We start from the raw sequence: 26,898 nt of genomic DNA, 5'->3' as shown, positions 1-26,898 counted from the left end.
ATCTCGCCGCGCACGTCCACGGTGATCTTGCGCGAAAGGTCGCCGTTGGCGACCGCGATGGTCACCTCGGCGATGTTGCGCACCTGCGCCGTCAGGTTCGACGCCATCTGGTTGACCGAGTCGGTCAGGTCCTTCCAGACGCCCGACACGCCCTTGACCTGCGCCTGGCCACCGAGCAGGCCGGCGGTGCCGACCTCGAGCGCCACGCGCGTCACCTCGGACGAGAACTCGCCCATCTGCTCGATCATGCGATTGACGATCGTCGCCGAGCGCAGGAACTCGCCCTGCAGCGGGCGACCGTCGGCCTCGAGCGGAACGGTGCGCGACAGGTCGCCCTTGGCGACGCCCGCGATGGCCTCGGTCATCGTCTCGACCGGCCGCACGAGGTCGTCGATCAGTTCGTTGACCGAGCGCTCCATCTGCGCCCACTGGCCGCGGCGCGCGGCGGGAGCCACGCGCTGGCGCGTCTGGCCTTCACGCCCGACGGTCTGGCCGACGCGCGCCAGCTCCTGCGCCAGCAGGCGGTTCTGCGACACGATCTCGTTGAAGGCGGCGGCAAGCCGGCCCTCGATGCCGTCCCAGTGCCCGGGCACGCGGACGTCGAAATCGCCTTCGCCGACCGCCGTCATCGCGGCCAGCAGCGCCTGCAGCGGCTCGTCGTACACGGGCGGACGGGCCGCGTTCTTGGCAGCGGCGGATCGGCTGCGCCGCGCAGTGGCTTCAGTCACGGGAAATCTCGATGCGCCCATCCCCATGGGCAAGGTCGCGCGAGGATAGTGGCGGCCGTGTCGACGTGGCGTTCACATCATTGACCTCATTCACGTGGCGAAATAGACTTCGCACCGGCGTACCGTTCTGCGGGTGCGGTCTATCGGTTGGCGTGACCGCTGCCGCCTTCGCGCGACGACGACGGCACGCGGTTTGCATGAACCGGTTCATCGAGCCCGGCTGAACGCATCATGTCCGATACCCCGTCGTGGTCCATCGAAGGCGCGTTCCGGCACGCCGCGGGCGGGCTCGCGCTGATCGGACTGGACGGCCGCTGGCTGCAGGCCAATGCCGCCGCCTGCGCGCTGCTGGGTCGCGGGCAGGACGGGCTGGTCGGGCACAGCGTGCTGGCGACCTGCGAGACCGAGGACGCGGTCGCCCTGATGCAGAAGCTGGAGGCGGCGGTCGACGGCCGCCTGCGCGCGTTCCAGCTGGAACTGCGCGTGCCGCGGCTGGACGGCAGCCACAGCTGGTTGCGGATGGACGCCTCGGTGGTGCCGGACGGCGACGGCCGCGCGGCCTACCTGGGCGTGGGCCTGGTGGACGTCACCGAGCAGCATCGCGCGCGCAGCGAGCGCGATGCGTTCTTCGATCTCTGCCCCGACCTGCTCGCGATCGTGGCGCCGGACGGCACGTTCGAGCGCGTCAACGCCGCCTGGGCCACCGCGCTCGGCTGGCACTCCACCGACCTGCGGGGCCGTCCGTTCCTCGAGTTCGTGCATCCCGACGATGTCGCGCGCACCGTCGAGGAGGCCGAGCGCACCTGCGCGGGCCATCCGACGCCGCGCTTCCGGAACCGCTACCGGGTGCGGCGCGGCGGCCACCGCTGGCTCGAATGGCATTCGCGCACCGGCGACGACGGGCGCATCCACGCGATCGCGCGCGACGTCACCGAGCAGCAGCAGGCGCTGCTGATCTTCGAGGCGGAGATGACGCGCCGCCGCCAGCGGCTCGACGAGGCCGAGCAGCGCCTCGGCGTGCACGTCAACAACACCCCGCTCGCGGTGGTCGAGTTCGACGCGCGCCTGCGCGTGCGGCGCTGGTCGCCGCGCGCGGCCGCGCTGTTCGGCTGGAGCGAGGAGGCGGTGGTCGGCGACCGCCCGGACCAGTGGCGCTTCATCCACGAGGACGATGCCGACACCGTGGCGACGGCGATGCTGTCGCTGGTCACCGGCGAGTCGCCGAGCCAGGTCGTGCACTTCCGCAACTACACGCACGACGCGCGCGTGCTGCACTGCGAATGGTTCATGTCCGCGGTGTTCGACGAGGCCGGGCAACTGCTGTCCGTGCTGGCCTTCGCGCAGGACGTGACCGCGCGCGTGCAGGCCGAGGCCGAGGCCGCCGAACGCGAAGCGCTGTTCCGCGTGACCTTCGAACAAGCGCCGGTGGGCATCGCGCACGTCGGCCTGGACGGCCGCTGGCTGCGCGTGAACCGCACGCTGTGCGACTTCTTCGGCCGCTCGCAGGACGACCTGCTCGCGACGACGTTCCAGCAACTCACCCATCCCGACGACCTCGACAGCGACCTCAGCCTGCTCCGCCAGCTGCTGGCAGGCCGCATCGAACGCTACGAGCTGCGCAAGCGCTACCTGCATGCCGACGGCCGCGTGCTGTGGGCGCAGCTCACGGTATCGCTGCGTCGCGGCGCCGACGATGCGCCGCTGCACTTCATCTCGGTGGTGGAGGACATCGCCGCGACGGTCGAGGCCGAACAGGCGATCCGCCGCGCCAACGACGACCTCGAGCTCCGCGTCGGCGAGCGCACCCGCGAGCTCGAGGGTGCGAACCGCACGCTGGCCGTCGAGGTCGAGCAGCGCCGCGAGGCGGAGGCCGCGCTGCGCGAAAGCGAATCGCGCATCCGCACCATCCTCGAGAACTCGCACGACGCGTTCATCGCCTGCGACGAGGACGGCAACGTCACCGAATGGAACCGCTCGGCCGAAGTGATCTTCGGCTGGCGCCGCAGCGAGGCGATCGGGCGGCCGATGTCGACCCTGATCGTGCCCGAGCGCCTGCACGCCACGCACGACGCGGGCATGGCCCGCTATGCCGCCACCGGCCTGCCGCACGTGCTCGACCAGCGCCGCCAGCTCGTCGCGCGGCACCGCAGCGGGCGCGAGTTCCCGGTCGAGGTCACGGTGAGCCTGGTGCGCACCGGCGGGCGGCGGCTGTTCGCGGCGTTCCTGCACGACATCTCCGAACGCACCGCCGCGGAGCGGCAGCTGCGCGAGAGCGAGGCACGCCTGCGCACCATCACCGACAACGTGCCGGCGCTGATCGCCTTCGTCGACCGCGACCTGCACTACCGCTTCGCCAACGCCGCCTACCGCGACTGGTTCGGCGTCGACCCCGCCGCGCTGGTCGGCCGCACCATGCGCGACCTGGTCGGCGAACGCGTGTTCGCGCGCATCCAGCCCAACGCGCTGCGCGTGCTGGCCGGCGAGCAGATCGACTTCGACGTCGACTACGACTGCGTGGACGGCGTTCGCCACGCGCATGCCACGTGGACGCCGGCCTTCGACGCCGAGGGCCGCGTGGCGGGCTTCTACGTCACCACGCAGGACATCACCGCGCACCGGCGGCTCGCGCAGGTGCTCGAGCAGCGCGCGTTGCGCGACGAGCTCACCGGCCTGCCCAACCGCACGGCGCTGACGCAGGCGCTCGACGCCGGCCTCGCGCGCAGCGAGCGCGAGGCACTGGGCGCCGCCGTGATGTTCCTCGACCTCGACGGCTTCAAGCAGGTGAACGACACGCACGGGCACGACGTCGGCGACGAGGTGCTGCGCGAGTTCGCGCGCCGCCTGCGCGCGAGCGTGCGCGCCGGCGACGTGGTGGCACGACTGGCGGGCGATGAATTCGTGGTGCTGCTGGAGGGCGTGGCGGCGCCGGCGCAGGCCGCGGAATCGGTCGCGCGCTCGATCCTGCAGGCCCTGCAGGCACCGTTCGACGTCGGCGGGCATCGCCTCGCCATGGCCGGCAGCATCGGCATCGCGGTCCAGGCCGCGGGCCGGTTCGACCGCGAGCGCCTGCTGCGGCTGGCCGACGAGGCGATGTACACGGCCAAGCGCAACCGCACCGCGCACTTCGAGCTGGTCGAGGCCTAGCGCCGGCCGGCGCGCGCCGGCGCGCGAGCGGCCATCACGGGCGGCAGGCCGGCTGTGGCAATAATCGGCACCCCCTCCGATGCACGCCGCGATGATGGCTCCCGCCAACCTGCGTTTCATGGATGCGCCCGGCACCGTCGCCGAGCTCATGCGTGGGCACGACTGGCGCGATTCCCCGCTCGGCCCGCCGCAGCAGTGGCCGCAATCGCTGCGCAGCGTGGTCAGCCTGCTGCTGCGATCGAAGTTCCCGATGTTCGTGGCCTGGGGCCCGTCGCTGGGCTTCCTCTACAACGACCCGTACGCCGAAATCCTCGGCGCGAAGCATCCCGACGCACTGGGCCGGCCGTTCCAGCAGATCTGGTCGGAAATCTGGGACGACATCCAGCCGCTGATCGAGCGCGCCCTCGCCGGCGAGGCGACGTACGTCGAGAACCTGCCGCTGCGGATGCACCGCCGGGGTTTCGACGAGCAGACCTGGTTCACGTTCTCCTACTCGCCCGTGGTCGACGAGCAGGGCGACATCGCCGGCATGTACTGCGCCTGCACCGAGACCACCGCCAGCGTGCTCGCCGAGCGCGCGCGGCAGGCGCAGGTACAGCGCTTCGCCTCGCTGTTCGAGCAGTCGCCCGGCATGGTCGCGGTGACGCGCGGCCGCGACCACGTCTACGAGATCGCCAATCCCGCCTACCTCGACTTCGTCGGGCGCCGCGGCATCGTCGGGCTGTCGGTGCGCGAGGCGCTGCCCGAGCTCGACCAGAAGTTCATCGACCAGCTCGACGTCGCCTTCGCCACCGGCGAGGCCTACATCGGCCGCCGCATCGCGGTGGGCCTGCGGCGCGGACCGGACGACGCGATCGAGAACCGCATCGTCGACTTCGTGTTCCAGCCGATCGTCGGCGAGGACGGCCGCGTCGACGGCATCTTCGTGCAGGGCAGCGACATCACCGAGCAGGCGATCGCCGAGCGCGAGGCGCAGACCGAGCGCCGCCGCCTCGACGCGGTGATCGATTCGCTGCCCTCCGGCGTCGCGCTGGCCGACCCGAGCGGCACGATCACGCGCGTCAACGCCGCCAACCACGCGATCTGGGGCACGCATCCGATGTCGGCGACGATCGACGGCTACGGCGAATGGCAGGGCTGGTGGGCGGACGATTCGCCGCGCCGCGGCCAGCGCCTGCGCGGCGAGGACTGGGCGCTCGCGCGCGCGCTGCGTGGCGAGACGGTGCGCGACGACGTGGTGGAAATCCAGCCCTTCGACGGCCAGCCGCGCCGCACGCTGCTGCTGCAGGCCACGCCGGTGCGGCTCGATGACGGCACGGTGGCGGGCGCGGTCGTGGCGCAGACCGACATCAGCGACCGCATGCGCGCGCAGGCGGAGCTGCGCGCGAGCGAGTCGCGCTTCCGCACCATCGCCGATGCGATGCCGCAGATCGTGTGGTCCGCGCGAACCGACGGCTACTACGACTACTTCAACCGCCAGTGGTACGCGTACACCGGCGTGCCCGAGGGCGAGACCTTCGACGGCCGCTGGGGCGGCGTGGTGCATCCCGACGACCAGTCGGAAGCCTGGGTCCGCTGGCAGCACAGCCTCGACACCGGCGAGCCGTACGAGATGCAGTACCGCCTGCTGCACCGCTCCGGCGAGTACCGCTGGCTGCTGGAGCGCGCGGTGCCGGTACGCGACGACCGCGGCGAGGTGGTGCGCTGGCTCGGCACCTGCACCGACGTGCACGAGCAGCGCCTCCAGCAGCAGGCGCTGGAGCGCAGCGAGCGCGCGCTGCGCGAGACCGATCGCCGCAAGGACGAATTCCTCGCCATGCTGGCGCACGAGCTGCGCAACCCGCTCGCGCCGATCAGCACCGCCTCCCAGCTGCTGCTTCTGTCGGACGATCCGGCGCGCGTGCGCGCGGCCGGCGAGGTGATCGGCCGCCAGGTGCGGCACATGACCGAACTCGTCGACGACCTGCTCGACGTGTCGCGCGTCACGCGCGGCCTGGTGCAGCTCGACATGGAGACGGTGGACCTGCGCTCGGTGGTCAGCAGCGCGATCGAGCAGGTGCGTCCGCTGATCGACGCGCGCCGCCACGCGCTGCAGACGCAACTGCCGGCCGAGCCGCTGTGGGTGCACGGCGATCGCACGCGGCTGACGCAGATCGTCTCGAACCTGCTCAACAACGCGGCCAAGTACACGCCCGAATCGGGCCGCCTCGTGGTCGACGCACGCGCATCGGAGGGCCGCATCGTCGTGCACGTGCGCGACAACGGCCAGGGCATCGAGCCGGCGCTGCTGCCGCAGATCTTCGACCTGTTCACGCAGGCCGAGCGCTCGCCCGACCGCGCGCAGGGCGGGCTCGGCATCGGCCTGGCGCTGGTGCGCAGCCTCGTGACGCTGCACGGCGGCACGGTCACCGCGGCGAGCGACGGCCGCGGGCGCGGCGCGACGTTCACCGTCGCGCTGCCGTCCGCCACGGCGCCCCCGACGCGCGTGCGCACGCCGACCGGCGTCGACGCCGAACGCGCCGACGGCCCGCTCGACGTCGTCGTCGTGGACGACAACGTCGACGCGGCGCGGACGCTGCAGGTGCTGCTCGAAACGCTGGGGCACCGCGTGCGCGTGTTCCATCGCGCCGACGATGCCCTCGCCGGCCTGGTGAGCGTGCCGGCCGACCTCGCCTTCCTCGACATCGGCCTGCCGGACATGACCGGCGACGCGCTGGCGCGCCGCGTGCGCGAGCGTCTCGGCCCGCGCACCGGCATGCTCGTCGCGCTGTCGGGCTACGGGCAGCCGCAGGACCTGGCGGCGTCGAAGGCCGCCGGGCTCGAAGCGCATCTGGTCAAGCCGATCGACCGCGCGACGCTGTCCGCGGTGCTGCAACGCGCGCAGGCGGCGCAGCGGGCCGGCTGAGGCACGCGTGGCGACACGCGTCCAACGCGACCGCCAACGCGACCGCGAACGAAATCGCCCCGCCGGCAACCGGCGGGGCGTCCCGAGCCGCGGCCCGGAGGCCGCGGCGACGTCAGGCGAACGCGTCAGATCGCGTAGTACATCTGGTACTCGAGCGGGTGCGTCGCCGCGCGGAACGCGGTGACTTCCTTCATCTTCATCTGGATGTAGGCGTCGATGAAGTCGTCGGTGAACACGCCGCCGGCCTTGAGGAAGTCGCGATCCTTGTCGAGCGATTCCAGCGCCTGGTCGAGCGAATGGCAGACCGTCGGGATGTTCTTCTCCTCCTCCGGCGGCAGGTCGTAGAGATCCTTGTCGCTCGGCGCGCCCGGGTCGATCTGGTTCTTGATGCCGTCCAGGCCGGCCATCATCAGCGCGGCGAAGATCAGGTAGCCCGAGTTCATCGGATCGGGGAAGCGGATCTCGATGCGGCGCGCCTTCGGGTTCGCCACGTACGGGATGCGGCACGACGCCGAGCGGTTGCTCGCCGAGTACGCCAGCATCACCGGCGCTTCGTAACCCGGCACCAGGCGCTTGTACGAGTTGGTCGTCGAGTTGCAGAACGCGTTGAGCGCGCGCGCGTGCTTGAAGATGCCGCCGATGTACCACAGCGCCATCTGCGACAGGCCGCCGTAGCCGTCGCCGTTGAACAGGTTCTGGCCGCCCTTGGCCAGCGACTGGTGCACGTGCATGCCGCTGCCGTTGTCGCCGACGATCGGCTTGGGCATGAAGGTCGCGGTCTTGCCGTTACGATGCGCGACGTTCTTGATGATGTACTTCATCGTCAACAGCTCGTCGGCCTTCTGCGTGAGCGTGTTGAACTTGGTGCCGATCTCGCACTGGCCGGCGTTCGCCACCTCGTGGTGGTGCACCTCGACCTCGATGCCGACGGCCTGCAGCGTCTTGCACATCTCGGCGCGGATGTCGTGCAGCGAATCCAGCGGCGCGACCGGGAAGTAGCCGCCCTTGACCCCGGGGCGGTAGCCCGTGTTGCCGCCCGCGTATTCGCGGCCGGAGTTCCACGCCGCCTCTTCCGAGTCGATGTGGAAGAAGGTGTGGCCCATCTCGTTGGCATAGCGCACCGAGTCGAAGATGAAGAACTCGGGCTCCGGGCCGAAGAACGCGGTGTCGGCGATGCCGGACGACTTCAGGAACGCCTCGGCGCGCTTGGCGATGCCGCGCGGGTCGCGCGAGTAGGCCTGCATCGTGGTCGGGTCGAGGATGTCGCAGACCAGCACCAGCGTCGGGTCGGCGGTGAACGGGTCGAGGAAGGCGGTGCTCGGGTCGGGCAGCAGCACCATGTCGGACTGGTGGATGCCGCGCCAGCCGGTGATCGAGCTGCCGTCGAACATCTTGCCGTCCTCGAACAGCGACGGTTCGACGATCGAGGCCGGGAAGGTGACGTGGTGCTGCACGCCGCGCATGTCGGCGAAGCGCAGGTCGACGAATTCGACCTTGTGGTCGCGGATGAGCTTTTCGACGTTCTCGAGGGACATGAGGGCTCCGGAGGCGGGGCGCGGTTGCGCCGACGTCGCCTTCACAGCAAGGACGGTGCCAACCGCCGGAACCTCGCAACTCATTGAATCCACTGGCGGGCCGGCGCCGATCGCCGCGGGATGAGCACCTTCAAGGTGCAGCCGGAACGGCGTCGCACCAATAGCGTGCACACGCCGGCCGGCCGCGTTGCCGACGCGTCAGGCGTCGGCGATCGCCTCGGCGGCGGCGACCCGGTCGCGGCCCGCGCGCTTGGCGGCGTACAGGGCGCGGTCGGCGCGGGCCAGCAGGGCGTCGGCATCCTCGCCCGGACGGTGCACCGCGATGCCCGCCGACAGCGTGATCCGCCGCGACGGATAGGCGCCGGCCGTCACCGCCTCGCGGATGCGCGCGAGCGCGGCGGTCGCGGCATCGATGCTGCCGGGCATCACCAGCAGGAACTCCTCGCCGCCCCAGCGCCCCAGCACGTCCGTGGCGCGCAGCTCGGCATGCCCGAGCCGGCCGACCTCGCGCAGCACGGCGTCGCCGGCCGCGTGGCCGAGTTCGTCGTTCACCGTCTTGAAGTGGTCGATGTCGAGGATCGCGACGCAGAACGGCGCGACGCCGCGCGCGGACAGCGCGATGCTGCGGTCGAGCAGCGTCTGCATCGAGCGCCGGTTGGGCAGCCCGGTCAGCTCGTCGCTCACCGCCAGCCGCTCCACTTCCTCCAGCGCACGGGCCAGCGCCTCCCGCTGGTCGCGCAGCTTCTGGCGCAGGCCGGACAGGCGCGCGGCGATGACCGCCAGCGCCGGCAGCACCACGAGGATCATCAGCACGTTGTTGACGTCGACACGGAACGGGTCGACGGCGCCCTCCGCCGGTACCCAGTGCGGATACGCGGTGCGCAGCGCGACGGCGACCACGAGGCTCGCCACCGCCAGCGCCGTGAGCAGCGCGATCTGCCGCCAGCGCAGCGCGAACGCGGCGAAGGCGAAGATCACCATCAGCGGAAACAGCGCGGACGTGCGCATCGGCCCGCAGATCAGGTAGCCCCAGTTCACCGCGACCACGCCCATCGACAGCTGCCACGCGGTGAGCGAGGGATCGCGGAAGCGCTCGCTCCAGCCGCTGCGCAGCGCGACGTAGCTGGCCAGCTGCACCAGCGCGACGAAACCGGCCCAGGCGCGCAGTGCCGACGCCTGCATCCAGCCCTCGCGCACGCCGGTGACCAGCAGCAGCACGATGCCGGCGTAGACCAGCGTCGCGATCAGCCATTGCAGCAGGCCCAGGCGGCGACGGCGCACGCGGCTGGCCAGCGCGTCGAGCACGCGCGGCGCCGCGCGGGGCCGGTCGCGCGGGCGGGCAGCATCGGTCGTGGCGCGGGCGGACGGCATCCTGTCGATGGTATCGGCCGGCCGCTGCGGCGCTGGAGCGGCCGGGCCGGCGCCCAGGCCATACCGTTCAGCCCGGGCGCCGCGGCTGACGCACCGCGCGCCGGCCCGTACCATCGCCGCTCCCTTCCGACCGGCGCCCGCGATGCCCGATTTCCTGCAAGCCCTCCTGCTCGGCGTCATCGAAGGCATCACCGAGTTCCTGCCGATCTCCAGCACCGGCCACCTGCTGATCGCGGAGCGCTGGCTGGGCCACCGCTCCGACCTGTTCAACATCGCGATCCAGGCCGGCGCGATCCTCGCCGTGGTGGCGATCTACCGGCAGCGCATCGGCGAACTCGCGTTCGCCTTCCTCGGCCGCGGCGACGCGCGCGTGCACGGCCAGCCGGCCCGCGACTACGCCTACAAGCTGGCCGCCGCGTTCGGCGTGACCGCGGTGCTGGGGCTGGTGGTCAAGAAGCTCGGCTTCGAACTGCCGGAAACGGTGACGCCCGTGGCCTGGGCGCTGGTGGTCGGGGCGGTATGGATGGTGCTGGCCGAGCTGCTGGCCGCGCGGCGTGCGCAGGCCATCGGCGAGCGCACCACGGTCACCTGGACCGTCGCGCTGCTGGTCGGCCTCGCGCAGGTGGTGGCGGGCGTGTTCCCCGGCACGTCGCGCTCGGCGGCGACGATCTTCGTCGCGCTGCTCGCCGGCACCACCTCGCGCGCGGCGGCGACCGAATTCGCCTTCCTCGTCGGCATCCCAACCATGTTCGCCGCCACCGCTTACGAGCTGCTGCACGTGCTCAACGACGGCGGCGCCGGCAACGAAGACTGGAGCGCGCTCGCGATCGCGTTCGTGGCCTCCGCGATCACCGCCTTCGTCGCCGTGAAGTGGCTGCTGCACTTCATCCGCACGCATCGCTTCACCGCGTTCGCGGTGTACCGGCTGGTGCTGGGCGTGGCCCTGCTGGCGCTGTTGCCGCAGGGCGGCTGAGGCATCCGGTCGCGCGCGCCGGCGTCGGACGCTCGGCCTCAGCGCGCCGCGGCGGCGCGGGCCGGCAACGGCTGCGTGGCCGTCGCGCCGTCGGCGAGCGTCGTCGTGGCGCCGTCGGTGCTGTCCGCGGCCTCGGCGGCGAGCCGCGCCTGCCGCGCGTCCTCCAGCCTGAGGCGACGCTCGGCATCGGCCAGCGGCGTTTCGTCGCCGCACTTGGCATCCGGAAAACCGTAGGCGTCGCGCAGTTCGAGCCCGCAACGCGTGACGTCTTCCCAGGGACGCTCGTCGAGGCCGCAGCGCGCTTCGAACGCACGCTGGAAGGCGTCGCGACGGCGCATGAAATCCTCGCCGCACTTGCGGCGGATCACGATGCGCTCGAGGTCGTCCTGCGCGGCGTTGCGGCCGGACAGGCCGTATTCGTCGAGCTCGTCGGCGGTGAGCAGGCGCAGGCGGCGATTGGGCACCGTCATCATCAGGTCCGCGACCGCGAGCGCGACGCCGTGGCGCTCGAAGTAATCGCGCACCATCGCATTGACGTTGCGCAGTTCGTCGTTGAGTTCGGCGCGCGAGGTCGCGTTCGACCGGTCGCGCATCAGGCGATGCACGCCGACGTTGCCGCGCACGACGCGGTCGTCGGCCGCGGCGAGCACCAGCACGCAGGCCGACAGGCAGTTGGCATCGGGGCGGATGCGCACGGTCCATGCGGCATCGGCCATCGCATCGCCGGCGCGGATCGCCTCTTCGACGTGGCCGCCGGCGGAGTCGAGGTCGAGCAGGTGCTCGGGCAGGTCCATGCGCTTGGCCATCGCCGACACGCGGCGGACCAGCTCGGTGAAACCGCCGTCGATGCGACCGCTGTACTGCAGGCGCACCAGCCCGGTGGACTCGCAGGCCGCCATCGCCTCGAACAGCGGGTAGAACCCCAGCGAGTCGAGGCGCCGCGGGGCGTCGTCGGCGTCGTCGCGCTCGCAGCTGACCTTGGCGAGGCCGGCGCCGACGCGCGCATCGGGCCAGTGCGTGCCGTCGAGCACGTCGGCGGGCTGCGGCTGCGGCTCGTCGGTGTCGGCGAGCACGGTCACCGCCTTGTCGCCGAGCGTGACCGGCGCACGCGCGACCGTCGGCGCGGGGGCGTCGCAGCCCGCGAGCAGCAGCGCGAGCACGCCCGCGAGGCAACCGTTCGCCATCCACCGTCCCGACCGCACCGTCCCGCCTCCCGTCACCGCGACTTCATCGCACTCTGCCGCCCGCGCGATGAACCTGCGCTGGGCCGCCATGTCGAGTCTAACGGCGTGGATGTTCAGCCCTTGACGCCGGGGTTCAGCGAATAGGTGGCGTAGACGGCCGTCTCGCCGAGCACGTGGCCGTGCAGGGCGCGCAGCACGTCGGCCGAGGTGAAGCGCGACGGCAGGTCGAGGCGCTCGACGTCGAGCGCGAACAGGCGGAAGAAGTAACGATGCAGGCGCAGGTCGTTCGGCGGCGGGAACGGGCCGTCGTAGCCCTGCCAGTCGCCGCGCATGGCCGGGTCGCCCGCGAACCAGCCGGTGTAGTCGTTCAGGCCCTGACGGCTGCCGGCCGGGCCGTTCGGCTGCTGCTTGCCGTGCGGAACGACGCCGTCGCTGCAGCTGCCGGCGGCGATCTCGCGCACGTCGGCCGGGATGTCGACCATCGCCCAGTGGGTGAAGTCGCAGCGGGGCTGGTCCACCGGGATCTCGACGCCCGGCTTGCCGACCATCTCGGGCACGGTCGGCACGTCCGGGTCGATCAGCAGCAGCGCGAACGACTTCGTGCCGGCGGGCACGTCGTCCCAGCGCAGGTGCGGGTTGCGGTTCGGGCCGAAGCCCGCGCCGTCGCCGGTGCGCACGCCGGCGGCGAACTCGCCGGGCAGTCGTTCGCGGTGCTGGAAGCTGTCGCTGGTCAGTCGCATGGGGGGGTCCTCGCGGGTCGGATCAGGCGGTATAGCCCAGCCGCGCCGCGACCGGGGCAAGCACCTCGAAGGCCTCGTCGAGCACGCCGGCGAAGCGCTGCCAGTGGCCGGCGGGCAGGCGGCTCTGTCCATAGGCCTGCGGCGGCGCCACCGGCACGCGCAGGTCGAAGGCGTCGGCCAGCGCCTGCGCGATGGCCTGCGGGTCGTCGGCGATCGCGTCCATGCGGATGCTGCGGAACGGCACGAGTTCCTGCGACTCGATGTCGGCGACCTGCTCGAGCTGGCCGGCCAGCCAGCGCGCGGCCTCGACCGGCGAGTCCAGCCGCAGCGGCGCCGGGGCGCCGAACACCAGCCAGTCCAGCAGCATGTCGCGCGGGTCGCGCACGGCGATCAGCAGGCCCGCCTCGGGCAGGTGCGGCCGCAGCGCGAGGAGGTAGGCGTTGTCCCAGAACGGCAGCCAGTCGAAGACGAACTGCGGGCGCGCCTCGCGGGCCTGCAGCTGGGCGCGCCACTGGGCGATGCCGAACGCGCCGTCCAGCGTGCCCGCCGCCAGCGCGGCGGCGCTTTCCTGGCGCTGGAACAGGTCGTCGGGCGCGCGGGAGCTGAAGCGGTCGGCGAGGATCGGGCCGCCGGCGACTTCGAAAGTGCGCGTGAGCCGCTCGATCAGCGAGCCCGGCGCGCCCCACATCAGCACGACCACCGGCGCATCGGGCGCGCGCGGCGCGGCCTCGGGCCACGGGCCGGCGTAGCCGGTCGCCGGCACCGGCGCCTGGCGGTGCGTCGCGGTCTCGGCATGCAGCGCGAGCCACGTCGACACCGCCTCGTCCTGGCGCCCCGCGCGGTCGTACGCGAAGCCCAGCAGCTGGCGCAGGCCGTTGGCGATCGAGGGATCGCGCACCTGCTCGAGCAGCGTCGAGACGCGCGCAGCCGCGGCCTCGGGATCGCGCTGCATGAGCGCGTCGATCCGACGCATCTCCGCCTGCGTCTGCCCCGGCTGCAGTTCGACCACGCGCTCGGCGGTGCGCTCGGCGCCCGCCTCGTCGCCGGCCGCGTCGAGCAGCGTCATGCGCGCGAGCAGCGCCGGCACGTGGTCGGGCATCGCGGCGAGCCAGCGGTCGATCACCGCGCGGGCCTCGTCGCCGGCGAACGGTTCGACGCCGAGCCGCGCCAGCCACAGATCGGCCGACTGCGGATGCGTGGCGAGCGCGGCGTCGAGCGTGCTGCGCGCGTCCTCGCGGTCCTCGCGCGCGTTCCAGGCGGTGAGCAGCGCGGACAGCGTGCGGCGGTCGCCCGGCAGCCAGGCCAGCGCATGCTTCAGGCGCGGGATCGCGGCGTCGACGCGGCCGGCCTCGAGCTCGAGCTCGCCGACCAGGCGGTGCAGCGCGGGGCTCGCGGCGTCGTTCTCCAGCAGCGGCGCCAGCTCGTCGGCGGCCTCGGCCGGGCGCCCCTGCTGCCGCACGATGTCGGCGACCAGCGCGCGCAGCGGCGTGCTGTCCGGCGTGGTCTGCAGCACGCCACGGAAGGCCTGCTCGGCGAAGGCGAGGTGGCCCTTGGCGAGATAGGCGAAGGCCAGCGCGTGGCGCAGCATGGGCTCGTCCGGCGCGAGGTCGGACGCCTGCGAGAGCAGCGAAAGCGCGTGGTCCGGACGGCCGCGGCGCAGCGCGAGCATGCCCTCCACCGCGCTCACCTGCGGGTGCTCCGGCGCGATGCGCGCGGCGGTGCGCACGAGGCGCTCGGCCTCGTCGAGCTCGCCCCTGCCCAGCGCGAGCTGGGCCTGGATGATGTAGGCCGGGAACTGGTTGGGATCCAGGCCGACCGAGTGCGCCAGCGCGGCCTGCGCGCGGTCGAGGTCGCGCGCCTGCAGCAGCAGGCCGGCGCGCTCGAGGTGCAGGTCGGCGTCCTCGGGGGCCCGCTCGAGCGCGGAGTCGAGCGTCGCGAGCGCGGTGTCGGTATCGCCCGACAGGCGCTGGGCGGCCGCCAGCAGGCGCAGCGCGCGGATGTCGTCGGGCTGCTGCTCGACGAGCGACTGCGCGGCGGGGAGCGCCTCGTCGGCGGCGCCCCGGCGGAGCGCGTCGAGGACGGTGTCGTACATGGAAGGTCCGGGAAAGGTCGATGCGACCTTCGATTGTAGCGGGCGCTACGCCCCGTCCCGCGCATCCAGCACGTCGGCCACCCACTGCTCGGCGAAGCCGTCCAGCCGCGCGTTGCGCACGAAGCCGCAATGCCCGCCGTGCGCGGTGACGGTCAGGCGGGTGCCGGGCGCGAGCACCAGGCGATCGAAGTCGGCGACGGGGATCACCGGGTCGTCGGCGGCGGTCAGGATCGCCGCGGGCACCTCGAGCGCGGCCAGGCGGTCGCCGGCAAGCGTGTAGCGATCGAAGTAGCCGTCGAGCGTGCCGTAGTCGGTATGGCCCTCGACCAGTGCGCGCGTCAGCTCGCGCAGGCGCCGGCCGAGCGTGCCGTCGTCGAGGTGCGACAGGTGCGGGTACAGCGCGCGCTTGCGCAGCAGCGAGCTGCGCCACTTGCGCTCGAAGTAGCGGCGATAGAGGCCAACGCCGCGGTCCATCGCGTCCATGGTGCGCGCGGGGTCGAGCACCGGGCAGACCGCCGCCACGCGTTCCAGCGCCAGGCCCTCCGCGGGCGCGCGCAGCGCGAGCCGCAGCGCGAAATTGCCGCCGAGCGAGTAGCCGGCCGCCACCGTGCGGTCGGCCGGGAAGCGTCGCGCCACCTGCACCGCCGCGCGCACGACCTCGTCGATGCGGCCGGAGTGGAAGATGTCCTCGTTGAGGTGATGGCTGTCGCCGTGGTCGCGGAAGTTCAGCCGGAACGTCGACCAGCCGCGGGCGAGCAGCTCGGCGGCGGTGAGCCGCATGTAGCTGGAATCGACGCTGCCCTCCCAGCCGTGCAGCAGCAGCGCGAGGCCTTTCGGTGCGCCGCCACGCGGCACGTCGTGCAGGCCCGACAGGCGCACGCCCTCGCCCGCATCGATGATGCGCGGCGTGGTGGTGGCGCACTGCGCGGCGAGGCGGCGCTCGCCGATGCGCCGCCGCAGCGTGCTGGTGCCCACGATCGTCTGCACGTGCGCATTGCGCAGCCAGCGCGGCGGATCGAACACCGTGGACCGCATCGCGTCAGCCGGCGACCGCGTCGACGATCCGCGCCCGCGCCAGTTCGGCGATCCGGCGGCGGCCGTCCTCGCCGCCCGGTGGGATCGGCTCGAGGAAATGCACCGTCGCGCTGCGCGCCGGTTCGCCGAGCAGGCGCACGAAGTTGGCGGCGAAGCTCTCGCGCCGGCCGAACGCGACCACCTGCTGCGCGGCACCGCGCTCGCCGTAGACCAGCGCGACCGGCTGCACCGGCACGCCCGCCTCCACCGCGGCGGTGAAGATGCGCGCGTGGAACGGGCCGATCTCGACGCCGCCGTGCGTGCCGCCCTCGGGGAACACGCCGACCGACTCGCCGTACTGCAGGCGCCGGATCATCTCGCCGAGCACGCCGCCGAGCGATTCGGTGCTGCCGCGGCGGTGGAAGATGGTCTGCCCGCGCGCGGCCAGCCAGCCCACCAGCGGCCAGCGCGAGATCTCGTCCTTGGCCACGAAGCCCATCATCCGCTGGCTGTGCAGCATCGAGATGTCGACCCAGCCGACGTGGTTGGCGACGAACATCGTCGGCCCCGGCAGCGGCGTGCCGGCGCGGCGCAGGCGGAAGCCGAACACGCGCATCAGGCCGGCCTGCCAGGCGCGGATCACGCGGTGCTGGAACGGCTCCCCGCCCCAGCGCCAGCCGCGCGTGACCGGCGTCAGCGCCAGCAGCACGAGCGGGAGGTGCACGAGCGCATGCCAGAGCAGCATCGGCACGCGGACGAGGTAGCGCGGCACGCGCAGGACGGCGGCGCCCGGCGAGGCGGCGCCGGCGGGGGAAGTCGGCGTCATCCGTGAAAGCCTACCGGAGCGGCGCGGCGCGCGTGAGACGCGCTCACCCGTTGCCGCGCGCGACCACGGCCAGCGTGATCCGCGACACGCAGGCCAGCCGGCCGCGCGCGTCCTCGATGCGGATCTCCCAGACGTGCGTGCTGGCGCCGATATGCAGCGGTCGCGCGGTGCCGGTGACCACGCCGTCGCGGACGCCGCGCACGTGGTTGGCATTGATCTCGATGCCGACGCAGATGCGGTCGGGCGGCACGCAGAGGTTTCCGGCGGTGGAGCCGAGCGTCTCGGCCAGCAGCACCGAGGCGCCGCCGTGCAGCAGGCCGTAGGGCTGCTTCGTGCGCTCGTCGACGGGCATGGTGGCGCGCAGGAAGTCCGTGCCGAGTTCGCTGAACTCGATGCCCAGCGGCACCATCGCGGTGCCGGCGGAAAGCGCGTTGAGGTCGGCGAGCGTGGTGCCGCCGCGGAACGGGGAGGAAGGTTCGGTCATCCGCCCACGATACCGGGCGGCGCGCGCCGGCTCAGGGGCGTGGCGCGGCGACGAGGTCCACCACGACGCGGCCGGTGGTGCGCATCACGCCCAGGCGCAGGCGCTGGCCGGCCTGCACGTCGCGCAGGCGCGCGGCCATGGGGCGTGCGGCGGCGCCTTGCACGGTCTGGCCGTCGATGTCGACGACGCGATCGCCGGCACGCAGGCCCGCGGCGGCGGCGGGGCTGCCCGGCTGCACGCTCGCGATGCTCACGCGTTCGAGCACGGGGCGCAGCAGGCCCGACGTTTCGGCCTCGACGCCGAAGCCGTAGCGTCCCGGCGCGGCGCTGGCGGTCGCGGAGGCGAGCAGCAGCAGGGCGGCGGCGAGCAGGCGGGGCTTCGGCGGAGTCATCGGTTCGGGTCCGGCGGCGGGGCGCTTAGGTTACGGGTCGGATCAGGCGACGCGGAAGCGCGGGCCGGCCCACTCGGTCGTGTAGCGGCGGTTGCTGGCGTAGCCGCTGCTCTTGCCGTAGCCGACGCCGAAGTCGCGTTCGCGCGGGCCCGGGCGGGCGGAGAGGTCGAACGGGACGACGCGGGAAGCGGCGTTGGCGACCGGGTTCGGGGTGGTCGGACGGGTCAGTTCGGTGGTGCTCATGGCGGTGTCCTCAGCGGCTGGTGAATCGGTGTATTGGTAAAGTACAACACCAAACCGATACCGCCATGGGCCGGAAGTCACCCCACCGAGGTCATGGGTCCGGACGGCGCCCGGGCGTGTCCCTGGGGCGCCCAGCCCGGCCGCCTTTACGGTCCGGCGAACGTGCCGGCCGTGCCCCGCAGGCCGGATCGATACGCCACGCGCTCTTGCGATGCCCCGTGCGCTACGCAACGACGTGGCGACACGTGCCCGCGCATCCCGCACCCCCGGCCGACGCCCGCATGCGGCGCCGATCGCGTCGACGAGGGATCGGATCCGCACGCGTCGCCACACGTCGCGACCGACGCGTGCCGCGAATCAGAGGATCGGTGCCAGCCCCGCGCCGAACGCGGTGAAGATGCGCGTGATCACGCTCTTGAAGCCCAGCGCGACTTCGGGAAAGTCGCCGACCGCTTCGTAGCAGTCGCGGAAGCGCGGATCGCGCGGCGAGACGGGCAGCGGGCATTTCGCCGACGGCTTGAACTCGTAGCTCGTCGCATAGCGCCGCGGCCACAGGTCGAAGATCGGCAACTGCTCCGACGCCTTGCCGACCGAGTAGTCGAGCCCGGACAGCAGCGCGGGCTTCTCGCGCGGCGCGATCACCCACGAGTTCGCCGGCGAGATGTCGCGACCGATGCTGGCTGCGAGTTCGCGCGCGAACGCGGGATCGCGGATCACCACCATCGACTCGGTGTTGTAGCGGTCGCTGCGCGGGTCGAAGTTGTGCGTGCCGACCACGCCGACCGACTCGTCGATCACCAGCGACTTCGCGTGCAGCCCCATGCGCACGCCCGCGCGCTTGAGCGGCACCGGCGAGTTGCTGCGCCGGCTGCCGTAGGCCAGCGCGGTGAACTCGCGCTCCAGCGGTCGGCGCACGGGCCGCCGCGCGAGCTGGCGTGCGCGCACGCAGTCGACCACGCTGTTGCGGTCGCACTGCACGCGCTGCGGGCGCGCCGGCGGCAGGCTCCCGGTGTCGATCGCGCCGGTGGTGGCGACGTCGATCGGCGCGTCCTGCGGGAACGGCTTCATCTCGTAGATCTCGAACCCGTACTGGCGCAGGTAGCGGCGCTTGTACTTGTAGGACAGCGCGTAGGCGATGAACGCATCGGTCGAGGCGAGGCTGTTGGTCGACACGATCACGTGCGGCGGATCCTCGCGCGCCTGCAGCGTGCGGAACACCTCGCGCGCCGGCTTGGACAGCACGAGGTAGGGCGTCTGCAGGATCACTCGGTCCTGCGCGCCGAGGATCAGGTCGCGCAGCGTGCGGCTGGCGGGCGACAGCACCTGCTCGTTGCCGCCCTTCCCGGGCGGGTCGGCGACATATTCGACCGCGCCGACGGGCAGCACGCGCGCGAGCAGTTGTTCGCGCACGAAGCCCGGGTCGTCGGCCACCGAGCGCGCCACCCGCACGCGCTCGGGCTCGGCGAAGTCGGCGGGCTTCAGCGCGGGCACGCCGCCGCGCAGCAGGCGCCGGCCCACGTCTGACAGGTGCTCGACCGGCACGCTGCGGCGATCGTTCCAGTAGCGCTCGAAGCTGTCGCCCATGTCGCGCGCGGCCGGGCCGGCGACGAGCAGGTCGCGGTCGCGGAAGTTGTACTCGGCGTCCCAGTCGTAATAGTCGTCCTGGTAGTTGCGCCCGCCGGTGATGCCGATCGCGCCGTCGACGAGCAGCAGCTTGCTGTGCATGCGCTTGTTGAGCTGGCGCCAGCAGCAGGCCGCGGCGAACACGTAGCCGGGGTACGACATGCGCGCGCGCCCGAGCACCGGGTTGTAGATGCGCGTCTGCAGGTTCGCGTGCACGCCGGCGAGCGCGGCCAGCGTGTCGACGCGCTTCAGCGCGGAGAGCTGGTCCATCAGCAGGCGCACGCGCACGCCGCGTTTCGCCGCGGCGATGAGCTCGTCGAGCACGAAGCGCCCGGCATCGTCCTCGTCGAAGATGTAGGTCTGCAGGTCGATCGACGTGGTCGCACTGCGGATCAGGTCGATGCGCGCGAGCAGCGCGTCGCTGCCGCGGTCGAGCAGCAACGTGTAGTGCTTTGGCGCGTCCGCCGTGGACGCGGCGAAGGCCTCGCCCGCCAGCGCATGCAGCTCGGAGGGCCGCGCGCAGGCGTCGGGGCGCTCGCAGTCGGTCTGCACGGGCCGCGCCTGCCCGACGATCGCGTCCACCTGCTGCGCCTGCTGCGGCGACAGCGCGGCGCAGCCGGCGAGCACGCTGGCCAGCAGCGCGACGCCGAGCGCGCGCGCGAAACGGACGGGATCAGTCGACGAAGCGGACATCGATGCGGAACCGGACGCGGTCGGCCAGCGCCCAGCGCCAGCCATCGAGGCCGTAATCATCGCGGCTGACGCGGCCGGTGGCGAGGATCGGGCATTCGCGCCCCGGGCGGGCGCAGGCCGCGGGCGCAAGCACGAAGCGCTCGCGGCGCTCGACCCCGTGCATGCGCAGGCGGCCCTCCAGCGTGCCGCCCTCGCGCGCCAGCGCGGGCGGGTACGGATCGGAATCGAAGTCGATGGTCGGATGGCGTTCGCTGTCGAATAGCTGCGGCCCGCGCGCGAGGCGTGTGTAGCGCGGCGAATCGCCGACCACGAGGTCGCGCGCGGACAGGCGCAGGTGCACCTGGTGGCGACCGTCGGCGAGGGTGTCGACGCGGCCGTCGAACACCGGGAAGCGACCCTTCACCGCGGCGCCGATGCGCGTGCGCACGTCGAAGTCGATGCGCGAGCGCGACGCGTCGAAGGCCTGCGCGTGGCTCGCACCGCAGGCCGCGAAGAGGACCGGGAGCAGCCAGGCGTGGATACGCCCGGTCACGGCCACCAGAAGTTCGTGAACGTGGCGACGCCCGGCTCGAGCGCAGCGGTGGCCGGCACGCGCAGCACGGCCACGCCGGCGGGCGGCATGCCGCGGTAATCGCCGGTCTGGCCGCTGTCGAGCAGCGCGGCGAGCTGCTCCAGGCCCGGGTTGTGGCCGACCAGCATCACGCGCCCGCAGTCGCGGTAGCGATCGAGGATCTCGATGAGCTGGCCCGGCGTGGCCTCGTAGATGCCGGGCTCCTCGCGCTGGTCGACGTAGCCGGTCACGCGCAGCACGCCTTCGATGGTCTCGCGCACGCGCCGCGCGGGCGAGCACAGCACGCAGTCCGGCACGTGGCCGTTGTCGACCAGCCAGCGCCCGACCGCCTCGGCCGCGGCCTGCCCTTCCGCCGACAACGGGCGGTCGGCATCGGTCTGCCCGACCTGCGGGGACTCGGCGTGGGCGTGGCGCAGCAGGACGATTTCGCGCATGGGGCAGGCTCCGTGGCAGGTCAGAGTGGACGATCGCGGTCGGCGCAGGGTGAATGCGCGATGTCGAGCCTACACGCCCGGGCGTGCCCGTATGATTCGCGCGCAGCCGGCGGGGGACGCGCGGCACGGAAGCCCACATGAGCGAACTGCACGACCTCGTCGCCCTGATCCGCGCGAACACCCCGCTGATCGTGATCGAGACGCGCGACGAGGCCCGCGTGGTGGAGCTGTTCCGCCAGGCGCTGATGCACGTCTGGCGCGAGCTGTACCGCTGGTCGATCACCGAGGGCCTGCGCCGGCTCGACTTCGACCGCGAGGACCCGCCGCACGTCGCGCCCGACGCCACGAACACGTTCCAGGCGATCCGCGACGCCGAGCAGCGCGGCGTGTACGTGCTGTTCGACATGCACCCCTACCTCGGCTACGCCGGCAGCCAGCGCATGCTGCGCGACCTCGTGCAGCGCCGCGACTGCGAGCCGCACGTGATCGTGCTGGTCGGCCAGAACGTCGAGCTGCCCGCGGACATCGAATCGCTCGCGGTGCGCTACCGCCCGCAGCTGCCCGACGCGAACGCGCGCCTGAAGATCGTGCGCGAGGAGGCGGAGGCCTACGCGCGCGAGCACGGCGGCCGCCGGGTGACGGTGGACGCCGAGGCCGTGCAGCAGATCGTGCGCAACCTGCGCGGGCTCGATCCGGTGGACGTGCGCCGGATCGCGCGCCACCTCATCTTCCGCGACGGCGCGCTCGGCGCGGACGACCTGCCCGAACTCGCCAAGCTCAAGTTCGGCCTGCTCAACCGCTCGGGCCACCTGCACTACGAATACGACGCGGCGCGGATGGACGACGTCGCCGGTGCGCGGCGGCTCAAGCGCTGGGTCGAGCAGCGCAAGGCGGTGTTCCTCGCCGCCGAGCCGCCGCCGGGCCTCGACCCGCCCAAGGGCATGCTGCTGCTCGGCGTGCAGGGCTGCGGCAAGTCGATGCTGGCCAAGGCGGTCGCCGCGGGCTTCGGCGTGCCGCTGCTGCGGCTCGACTTCGGCACGCTCTACGACAAGTTCCACGGCGAGACCGAGAAGAACCTGCGCATGGCGCTCGAATCGGTCGAGCAGCTCGAGCCCTGCGTGCTGTGGATCGACGAGATCGAGAAGGGCCTGTCCACCGACGAGGGCGGCGGCGACGGCGGCGTCTCGCGCCGCGTGCTCGGCTACCTGCTCACCTGGATGGCGGAGCGGACGTCGCGCGTGTTCCTCGTCGCGACCGCCAACCAGATCGATGCGCTACCGCCGGAGCTGCTGCGCAAGGGGCGCTTCGACGAGATCTTCTTCGTCGACCTGCCCGACGCGCCGACCCGCGAGCAGCTCTTCCGCATGCACCTGGCCCGGCGCCGCCTCGACCCGGCGGCGTTCGACGTGGCGGCACTGGCCAACGCCAGCGACGGGTTCTCAGGCGCCGAGATCGAGCAGGCGATCGTCTCGGGGCTCTACGCCGCGCATGCGACGGGCGCGCCGCTGTCGGACTTCACCCTGCGCGGCGAGCTGCGCAACACGCGGCCGCTGTCCGTGGTGATGGCCGAACGCGTGGCGGCGCTGCGCGAGTGGGCGCAGGGCCGCACCGTCCCGGCGGACTGAACCGGACTTTTCCGACACGGCGCGCCGCCGGCGCCCGATGCCCGCGCGACCCGGCGATGCCGACACTGCCCGGCATCGTCCCGACCGGAACCGCGCCGTGCATCGCATCGTCATCGAACCCGTGGAAGACGGCTGGCTGCTGCGCCGCCCGGGTGGCCACGCGGAGTGGATCGACACGCGGGACTGGGCCGAGCGCGCCGCGGAGAGCGTGGCGCACGAGTACCACGCACGCTCAGGCGTCCCGGCCTGCGCGCTGGTGGCGGTGGCCGCCGGCTACGTCGAGTTCGCGCGCTTCGGCTGATCAGGCCGGCTGCCAGCCGGTGCCGTGCACGTAGCGGTAGGTCTTCTCGCTCTCCGGCGCGAACGCGGCCTGCGCCGCCGACCACCGCCACGTCTGCACCTGCAGGTCGGTCTCGCCGATGCGCAGCACGTTGAAGGCATTGGTTTCGTCGCGCTCGCGCGTCGACGTCGCCGTGCCGGCCTGCACCACCAGCGCGGCGAAGCCCTCGATGCGGTAGCGGTGGGCGGTCGTGCCGGTATTGCTGTGGTGGAGGTGGCCGGACAGGAACACGTCCACGCTGGCCTTGGCGAAGACGTCCATCGCCATCGGCGCACGACCCAGCAGGTCGGACTCGTCGCCGCCCGCGGGCACGTCGAACGGATGGTGGGTGACGACGATCCGCGTCACGTGCTCCGGCAGCCCGTGGAAACGACGTTCGATCTCGCGCACCTGCTCGACGTTGATGCGCCCGCCCTTGAAGGTGAGCGAGCGCGCGGTGTTGACGCCGACCACCGCGATCTCGTCGTCGATGTAGGTCGGGAACGGGTCGTCGGTGATGTAGCGACGGAAGCGGTCCAGCGGCGAGAGGAAGCGCCGCAGCACGTCGTAGTACGGCACGTCGTGGTTGCCCGGAACGACGATCCGCGGCGACGGCAGCGTATCGAGGTAGGCGGCCGCCTCGGCGAACTGCGCGCGGCGCGCGCGCTGGGTCAGGTCGCCCGAGACCACGAGCACATCGGGCCGCGCGGCTTCGATGGCCGAACGCAGCGGCGCCAGCAGCGCCGGCTCGACGCGACCGAAATGCAGGTCGGACACGTGCACGACGGTGCGCATCAGGCGTCTCCCGGTTCGGGGGCGATCACCCGCAGCGCGCGCGGGCGGACGCGGAAGCACACCGGGGTGTCGGTCATCTCGACCTCGCCGTCGCGCGCGACCCGCGTCTTGCCGTGGTGCGACTCGACGACGATCTCGGTCGCGTGGATCTCGTCGAGGTCGCGGCCGTCGACCATGCGCCCGAACAGCGCGCGCACCGCGAGCCCGATCAGGCCCCAGGCGCCGTACGGCCGCAGCACGTAGGCCGACAGCATGCCGTCGTCGAGCGTGCTGCGCGCGCCCGCATGCGGGCCCTGCACGGTGTAGTCGTTATTGCCGACGAAGACGAACGGCGTGCGACGCCGCAGCGCCTGGCCGTCGGCGTTGATGACCGTCGAGAAGGTATGCGGGTGCCGCAGCACCGATAGGCTCGCATGCAGCAGCGCCAGCCATTTGTTGATGCCGTGGCGCGCCTGCAGGCGTTCGCGGCGGTCGACCATGCTGGCGTACAGGCCGAGGCTGGAGTTGTTGAGGAACAGATTGCCGTTGACCTCGCCGACGTCGACCTCGCGCACGTGCCCGCGCGCGATCACCGCGGCGGCCTCGTCGAGCGCGGTCGGCAGCTTCAGGTCGCGCGCGAAGTGGTTCAGCGTGCCGGCCGGGAGCACCGCGAGCGGCACGCCGGCGCGGATCGCGTGCGCGGCCACGGCATTGATGGTGCCGTCGCCGCCCGCGGCGACGATGCACGCCGGCCCGGCACTCAACGCCTCCTCGATGGTCGCATCCAGCCGTTGCGGATCGTCGACGACGAGCAGGCGCGCCTCGACGCCGGCCGCGGCGAGCGCATCGCGCACGGCGTCGACCTGGTCGCTGCCGCTGTTGGAATGCGCGTTGATGATGACGGGGAGGGGCGGGCTCATTGGGCGAGCCTCGCAAAGCGGCCGTGCAGCGGCCGTCAGGACGACGGCCGCAACGGCGCGCACCCGTGCTTCCCGTTCAGCGACCGGCGGCGGCCTGCACCACGCGCGAGCTCAGCACCTTGCCGCTGGCATCCAGCGTGCGCTCGACGATGTTGCCGGACGCGTCTACGACGCGCTGAACCGTCTGGCCCAGCGAATTCACCGTCGACGACAGCACGCTGCCCGGCTTGAGCGCGTCGGACGCCACGTTGCCCACCGTGCCGACCGTGCGATCGACGACGCCGCCCGGCTGCACCGCCGTGTTGGCGACGTTGCCCACCGTGCCCACGGTGCGGTCGACCACGCCACCCGGACGGATCGCGTTGTTGGCCACGCCGCCCACGGTGCCGACCGTCTTGTCGACCGAATCGAGCAGCTTGGTGAGGATCTGCGGGTTGCGGTCGATGGTGGTCAGCGTGCGGTCGATGATCGCCGCGACGTTGTCCAGCCGCACCTTCAGCAGCGCCTGCGCCTTGACGCCCTTGATCTGGATGTTGACGCGTTCGATGGCGACATCGGCACCCGCGTTGAGCTTGAGCAGGTTCGCGAGCTGCGCGTTCAGCGCGATGTGCGCCTCGAGGTTCTGCACGTCGAGCTTGATCTCGTCGATCGAGAGGTTGGGCACGTCGAGCAGCACGTCGGGCTCGTCGCCCGCGGCCGACGCGCGATATCCCGTCGCGCCCGTCGTCGTGCCGACGCGGCTGACCGGGCTTACCGTGCGATCCACGGGCGCGACGCCGGGGGCGGTCGTCGAACCGGTGGCCTGCTGGGCGAAGGCGATCGGGGCGGCAGCGGCGAGCAGCGCGCCTGCGAGCAGGCACGGGAACGGACGGGTCATGGACGATCCTCGGGAGGCGGGAGGGAAGCGGGAGTGGGCGTGTCGGGCGCAGCGGCCGGATCGAGCAGCGTCGCGCTGATCGTGGTGCGCACGGTGACGTCGCGGTAGGTCGTACCGCCGGCTACCGGCTTGGGCAGGTTCTCGCGCTCGACGTCGTGGCGGGTATCGAGCCTTGGCCCGCCGCTGAAGGTGACCTGCGCCTGCGGGTCGCTGTCGAAGCGCACCGACTGCATGTGCACGTCGGCGGCGACTTCGATGTCGGGCAGCGGCGCGGACGGGGGTGCAGCGGTCGTCGCCTGTTGCGCCCGCACGGGCAGGCTCGCGAGCAGGAGCAGCAGGGCAGGCGGGATCGACTTCAAGCGCAGCTCGCGACGGCCGGGGAGCGGCAATCTAGCAAGCAGCCGTGGAGGTCGCGTGTGCGGTCATCGTCGCCACGGCGGGGTGCCGTGGCGACGGTCGAGCGGATCAGTGCGCGGCGGTCACGGCCATGCGGGCGGATTGGCGGCCCAGGCGGCCTGCACCTCGGCGAGCGTCGCGCGCTCGTCGTCGCGCCACTGCGGCAGCAGCTGCGCGTACTGCGCGGGGGTCGACCACTGCGTCGGCTCGGTGCGCACGGCGGCGGCGTACCAGCGCACCGCCTCGTCGCGGCGGCCGGCCTTCCACAGCGCGATCGCGTAGGACGGCGGCATCCACGCGGCGGTCACGCCGCGATTGCCGATGGCGGCCCACTGCGCGAGCGCACCGGCGGCATCGCCGCTGCGGTAGAGGTCCCAGCCGAAGTTGAACTTGATCGGCTTCCACAGCGCGCTGTTGATGTCGATGCGCGAGAGCGCGCGGGCGTACAGGTCGCGGCCGACGTCGGCCTGGCTGCCCTGCATCGCGTAGTGGGCGAGCTGCGCGGTTTCCAGCACCGCCTCCGGGCGGCGCTCGACAGTGCGGGTCAGGCGCTCGACCGTCGCGGGCGTGCGCTCCTTGAGTTCGAGCACGGGGCGCAGGGTGACGGCATCGGCGTCGAAATAGAACTCGACCTGGCGCGGCAGGTCGACGGTCTGGGCGGAAACGGACGCGGTGAAGGCGAGGCCGGCCGCGAGCAGGGCGGCGAGCAGGGGACGACGGATCATGACGGGGGACCTGGCTGTTTCGGAATGCGGACGCGCCGGCGGACCGGCACCGCCCGGGCCAAGCAAGTCCGATGCCAGCGCGTGCTCGATACGCCACCGAACGGAGGGGTCGGCACCCCGCTGCTAGAATCCGCGCCCTCGCCGGCCCGTGTCCGCTCCGCCGGCGGCCCCCTTCCCCGACGCCACCTCGCGGCCTTCCGGCCGCGCCGGAGCCGCCTGCATGACCAGCACCGCCGAACTTTCGTCGCCCGCCTCGGCCGACACGGGCCTCACGCGCTCGATCGCCGACCCCGACTACACCCTCGACCACA

At 72.5% G+C, this 26,898-nt stretch carries 24 protein-coding genes; 5 read left to right on the top strand and 19 right to left on the bottom strand.

All coding sequences use genetic code 11. The features are described from left to right. Positions 1-728: HAMP domain-containing protein (locus E4F61_RS09800; protein WP_202908976.1), on the bottom strand; the 728-nt coding region annotated here is incomplete at its 3' end. 231 nt (positions 729-959) lie between these two features. Here E4F61_RS09800 and E4F61_RS09795 point away from each other — a divergent pair. Together E4F61_RS09795 and E4F61_RS09790 are read left to right on the top strand one after the other, a co-directional pair. After that, positions 960-3,872, top strand: coding sequence for a sensor domain-containing protein (locus E4F61_RS09795; protein ID WP_133479482.1), 2,913 nt, complete (start codon positions 960-962; stop codon positions 3,870-3,872). Positions 3,873-3,966: 94 nt separating this feature from the next. Further along, complete coding sequence (locus E4F61_RS09790) at positions 3,967-6,777, top strand: hybrid sensor histidine kinase/response regulator (RefSeq protein ID WP_238382881.1); 2,811 nt, start codon at positions 3,967-3,969, stop codon at positions 6,775-6,777. A gap of 125 nt (positions 6,778-6,902) precedes the next feature. On the opposite strand, the gene glnA is transcribed toward E4F61_RS09790, so the two are convergent. After that, entirely contained in the window at positions 6,903-8,312 is a 1,410-nt protein-coding gene (glnA, locus tag E4F61_RS09785; protein ID WP_133479480.1) for a type I glutamate--ammonia ligase, read from the bottom strand. Between the two features lie 198 nt (positions 8,313-8,510). Beyond that, positions 8,511-9,617, bottom strand: coding sequence for a GGDEF domain-containing protein (locus E4F61_RS09780; RefSeq protein ID WP_238382880.1), 1,107 nt, complete (start codon positions 9,615-9,617; stop codon positions 8,511-8,513). Positions 9,618-9,825: 208 nt separating this feature from the next. On the opposite strand from E4F61_RS09780, the gene E4F61_RS09775 reads away from it, so the two are divergent. After that, complete coding sequence (locus E4F61_RS09775; protein ID WP_133479478.1) at positions 9,826-10,656, top strand: undecaprenyl-diphosphate phosphatase; 831 nt, start codon at positions 9,826-9,828, stop codon at positions 10,654-10,656. A 38-nt stretch (positions 10,657-10,694) separates the two neighbouring features. On the opposite strand, the gene E4F61_RS09770 is transcribed toward E4F61_RS09775, so the two are convergent. From E4F61_RS09770 to E4F61_RS09720, 11 genes are all read right to left on the bottom strand, one after another. Next, positions 10,695-11,840 (bottom strand): hypothetical protein, encoded by a 1,146-nt coding sequence (locus E4F61_RS09770; RefSeq protein ID WP_133479477.1) that lies wholly within the window; start codon positions 11,838-11,840, stop codon positions 10,695-10,697. A gap of 113 nt (positions 11,841-11,953) precedes the next feature. Beyond that, positions 11,954-12,580 carry a YbhB/YbcL family Raf kinase inhibitor-like protein gene (locus E4F61_RS09765; RefSeq protein WP_133479476.1) on the bottom strand — a complete coding sequence of 209 codons (627 nt, stop codon included), beginning with the start codon at positions 12,578-12,580 and terminating at the stop codon, positions 11,954-11,956. Between the two features lie 22 nt (positions 12,581-12,602). Next, positions 12,603-14,672 carry a tetratricopeptide repeat protein gene (locus E4F61_RS09760; protein WP_133479475.1) on the bottom strand — a complete coding sequence of 690 codons (2,070 nt, stop codon included), beginning with the start codon at positions 14,670-14,672 and terminating at the stop codon, positions 12,603-12,605. A gap of 45 nt (positions 14,673-14,717) precedes the next feature. Then, positions 14,718-15,707: a YheT family hydrolase gene (locus E4F61_RS09755; protein WP_133479474.1), complete on the bottom strand. Its 990-nt coding sequence runs from the start codon at positions 15,705-15,707 to the stop codon at positions 14,718-14,720. Between the two features lie 4 nt (positions 15,708-15,711). Next, positions 15,712-16,512 (bottom strand): lysophospholipid acyltransferase family protein, encoded by an 801-nt coding sequence (locus tag E4F61_RS09750; protein WP_133479473.1) that lies wholly within the window; start codon positions 16,510-16,512, stop codon positions 15,712-15,714. A 43-nt stretch (positions 16,513-16,555) separates the two neighbouring features. Continuing rightward, complete coding sequence (locus E4F61_RS09745; protein WP_133479472.1) at positions 16,556-16,996, bottom strand: hotdog fold thioesterase; 441 nt, start codon at positions 16,994-16,996, stop codon at positions 16,556-16,558. 31 nt (positions 16,997-17,027) lie between these two features. After that, positions 17,028-17,387 carry a PDZ domain-containing protein gene (locus E4F61_RS09740; RefSeq protein ID WP_133479471.1) on the bottom strand — a complete coding sequence of 120 codons (360 nt, stop codon included), beginning with the start codon at positions 17,385-17,387 and terminating at the stop codon, positions 17,028-17,030. Positions 17,388-17,429: 42 nt separating this feature from the next. Continuing rightward, positions 17,430-17,630, bottom strand: a complete 201-nt coding sequence (locus tag E4F61_RS09735) for a hypothetical protein (protein WP_133479470.1) — start codon at positions 17,628-17,630, stop codon at positions 17,430-17,432. Between the two features lie 357 nt (positions 17,631-17,987). Then, complete coding sequence (locus E4F61_RS09730) at positions 17,988-19,946, bottom strand: phospholipase D family protein (RefSeq protein WP_133479469.1); 1,959 nt, start codon at positions 19,944-19,946, stop codon at positions 17,988-17,990. After that, on the bottom strand, positions 19,927-20,478 hold the full coding sequence (locus E4F61_RS14705) for a YceI family protein (RefSeq protein ID WP_162301465.1): 552 nt from the start codon (positions 20,476-20,478) through the stop codon (positions 19,927-19,929). The genes E4F61_RS09730 and E4F61_RS14705 overlap by 20 nt, the downstream gene beginning before the upstream one ends. Further along, entirely contained in the window at positions 20,475-20,951 is a 477-nt protein-coding gene (locus E4F61_RS09720) for a SixA phosphatase family protein (protein WP_133479467.1), read from the bottom strand. Before E4F61_RS09720 ends, E4F61_RS14705 begins: the two co-directional genes overlap by 4 nt. A 137-nt stretch (positions 20,952-21,088) precedes the next feature. Here E4F61_RS09720 and E4F61_RS09715 point away from each other — a divergent pair, with 137 nt between their 5' ends. After that, positions 21,089-22,576: an AAA family ATPase gene (locus E4F61_RS09715; RefSeq protein WP_133479466.1), complete on the top strand. Its 1,488-nt coding sequence runs from the start codon at positions 21,089-21,091 to the stop codon at positions 22,574-22,576. A 97-nt stretch (positions 22,577-22,673) separates the two neighbouring features. Next, positions 22,674-22,877: a hypothetical protein gene (locus E4F61_RS09710; RefSeq protein WP_133479465.1), complete on the top strand. Its 204-nt coding sequence runs from the start codon at positions 22,674-22,676 to the stop codon at positions 22,875-22,877. Here the strand turns inward: E4F61_RS09710 and E4F61_RS09705 are convergent, their stop codons facing one another. From E4F61_RS09705 to E4F61_RS09685, 5 genes are all read right to left on the bottom strand, one after another. After that, on the bottom strand, positions 22,878-23,690 hold the full coding sequence (locus tag E4F61_RS09705; protein ID WP_133479464.1) for a metallophosphoesterase family protein: 813 nt from the start codon (positions 23,688-23,690) through the stop codon (positions 22,878-22,880). Next, positions 23,690-24,589, bottom strand: a complete 900-nt coding sequence (locus E4F61_RS09700; RefSeq protein WP_133479463.1) for a diacylglycerol/lipid kinase family protein — start codon at positions 24,587-24,589, stop codon at positions 23,690-23,692. The genes E4F61_RS09705 and E4F61_RS09700 overlap by 1 nt, the downstream gene beginning before the upstream one ends. Positions 24,590-24,665: 76 nt before the next feature. After that, complete coding sequence (locus E4F61_RS09695) at positions 24,666-25,466, bottom strand: hypothetical protein (protein WP_202908975.1); 801 nt, start codon at positions 25,464-25,466, stop codon at positions 24,666-24,668. Next, positions 25,463-25,825 carry a hypothetical protein gene (locus tag E4F61_RS09690; protein WP_133479462.1) on the bottom strand — a complete coding sequence of 121 codons (363 nt, stop codon included), beginning with the start codon at positions 25,823-25,825 and terminating at the stop codon, positions 25,463-25,465. The genes E4F61_RS09695 and E4F61_RS09690 overlap by 4 nt, the downstream gene beginning before the upstream one ends. Before the next feature lie 120 nt (positions 25,826-25,945). Next, complete coding sequence (locus tag E4F61_RS09685; RefSeq protein ID WP_133479461.1) at positions 25,946-26,587, bottom strand: tetratricopeptide repeat protein; 642 nt, start codon at positions 26,585-26,587, stop codon at positions 25,946-25,948. Between the last annotated feature and the right edge of the window lie 311 nt (positions 26,588-26,898).

This window comes from Cognatilysobacter segetis (assembly GCF_004359965.1).
In the GTDB taxonomy this organism is placed as follows: domain Bacteria; phylum Pseudomonadota; class Gammaproteobacteria; order Xanthomonadales; family Xanthomonadaceae; genus Cognatilysobacter; species Cognatilysobacter segetis.
The sequence above is the reverse complement of the archived record's forward strand: the minus strand, read 5'-3'. Positions and strand labels throughout refer to the sequence as shown.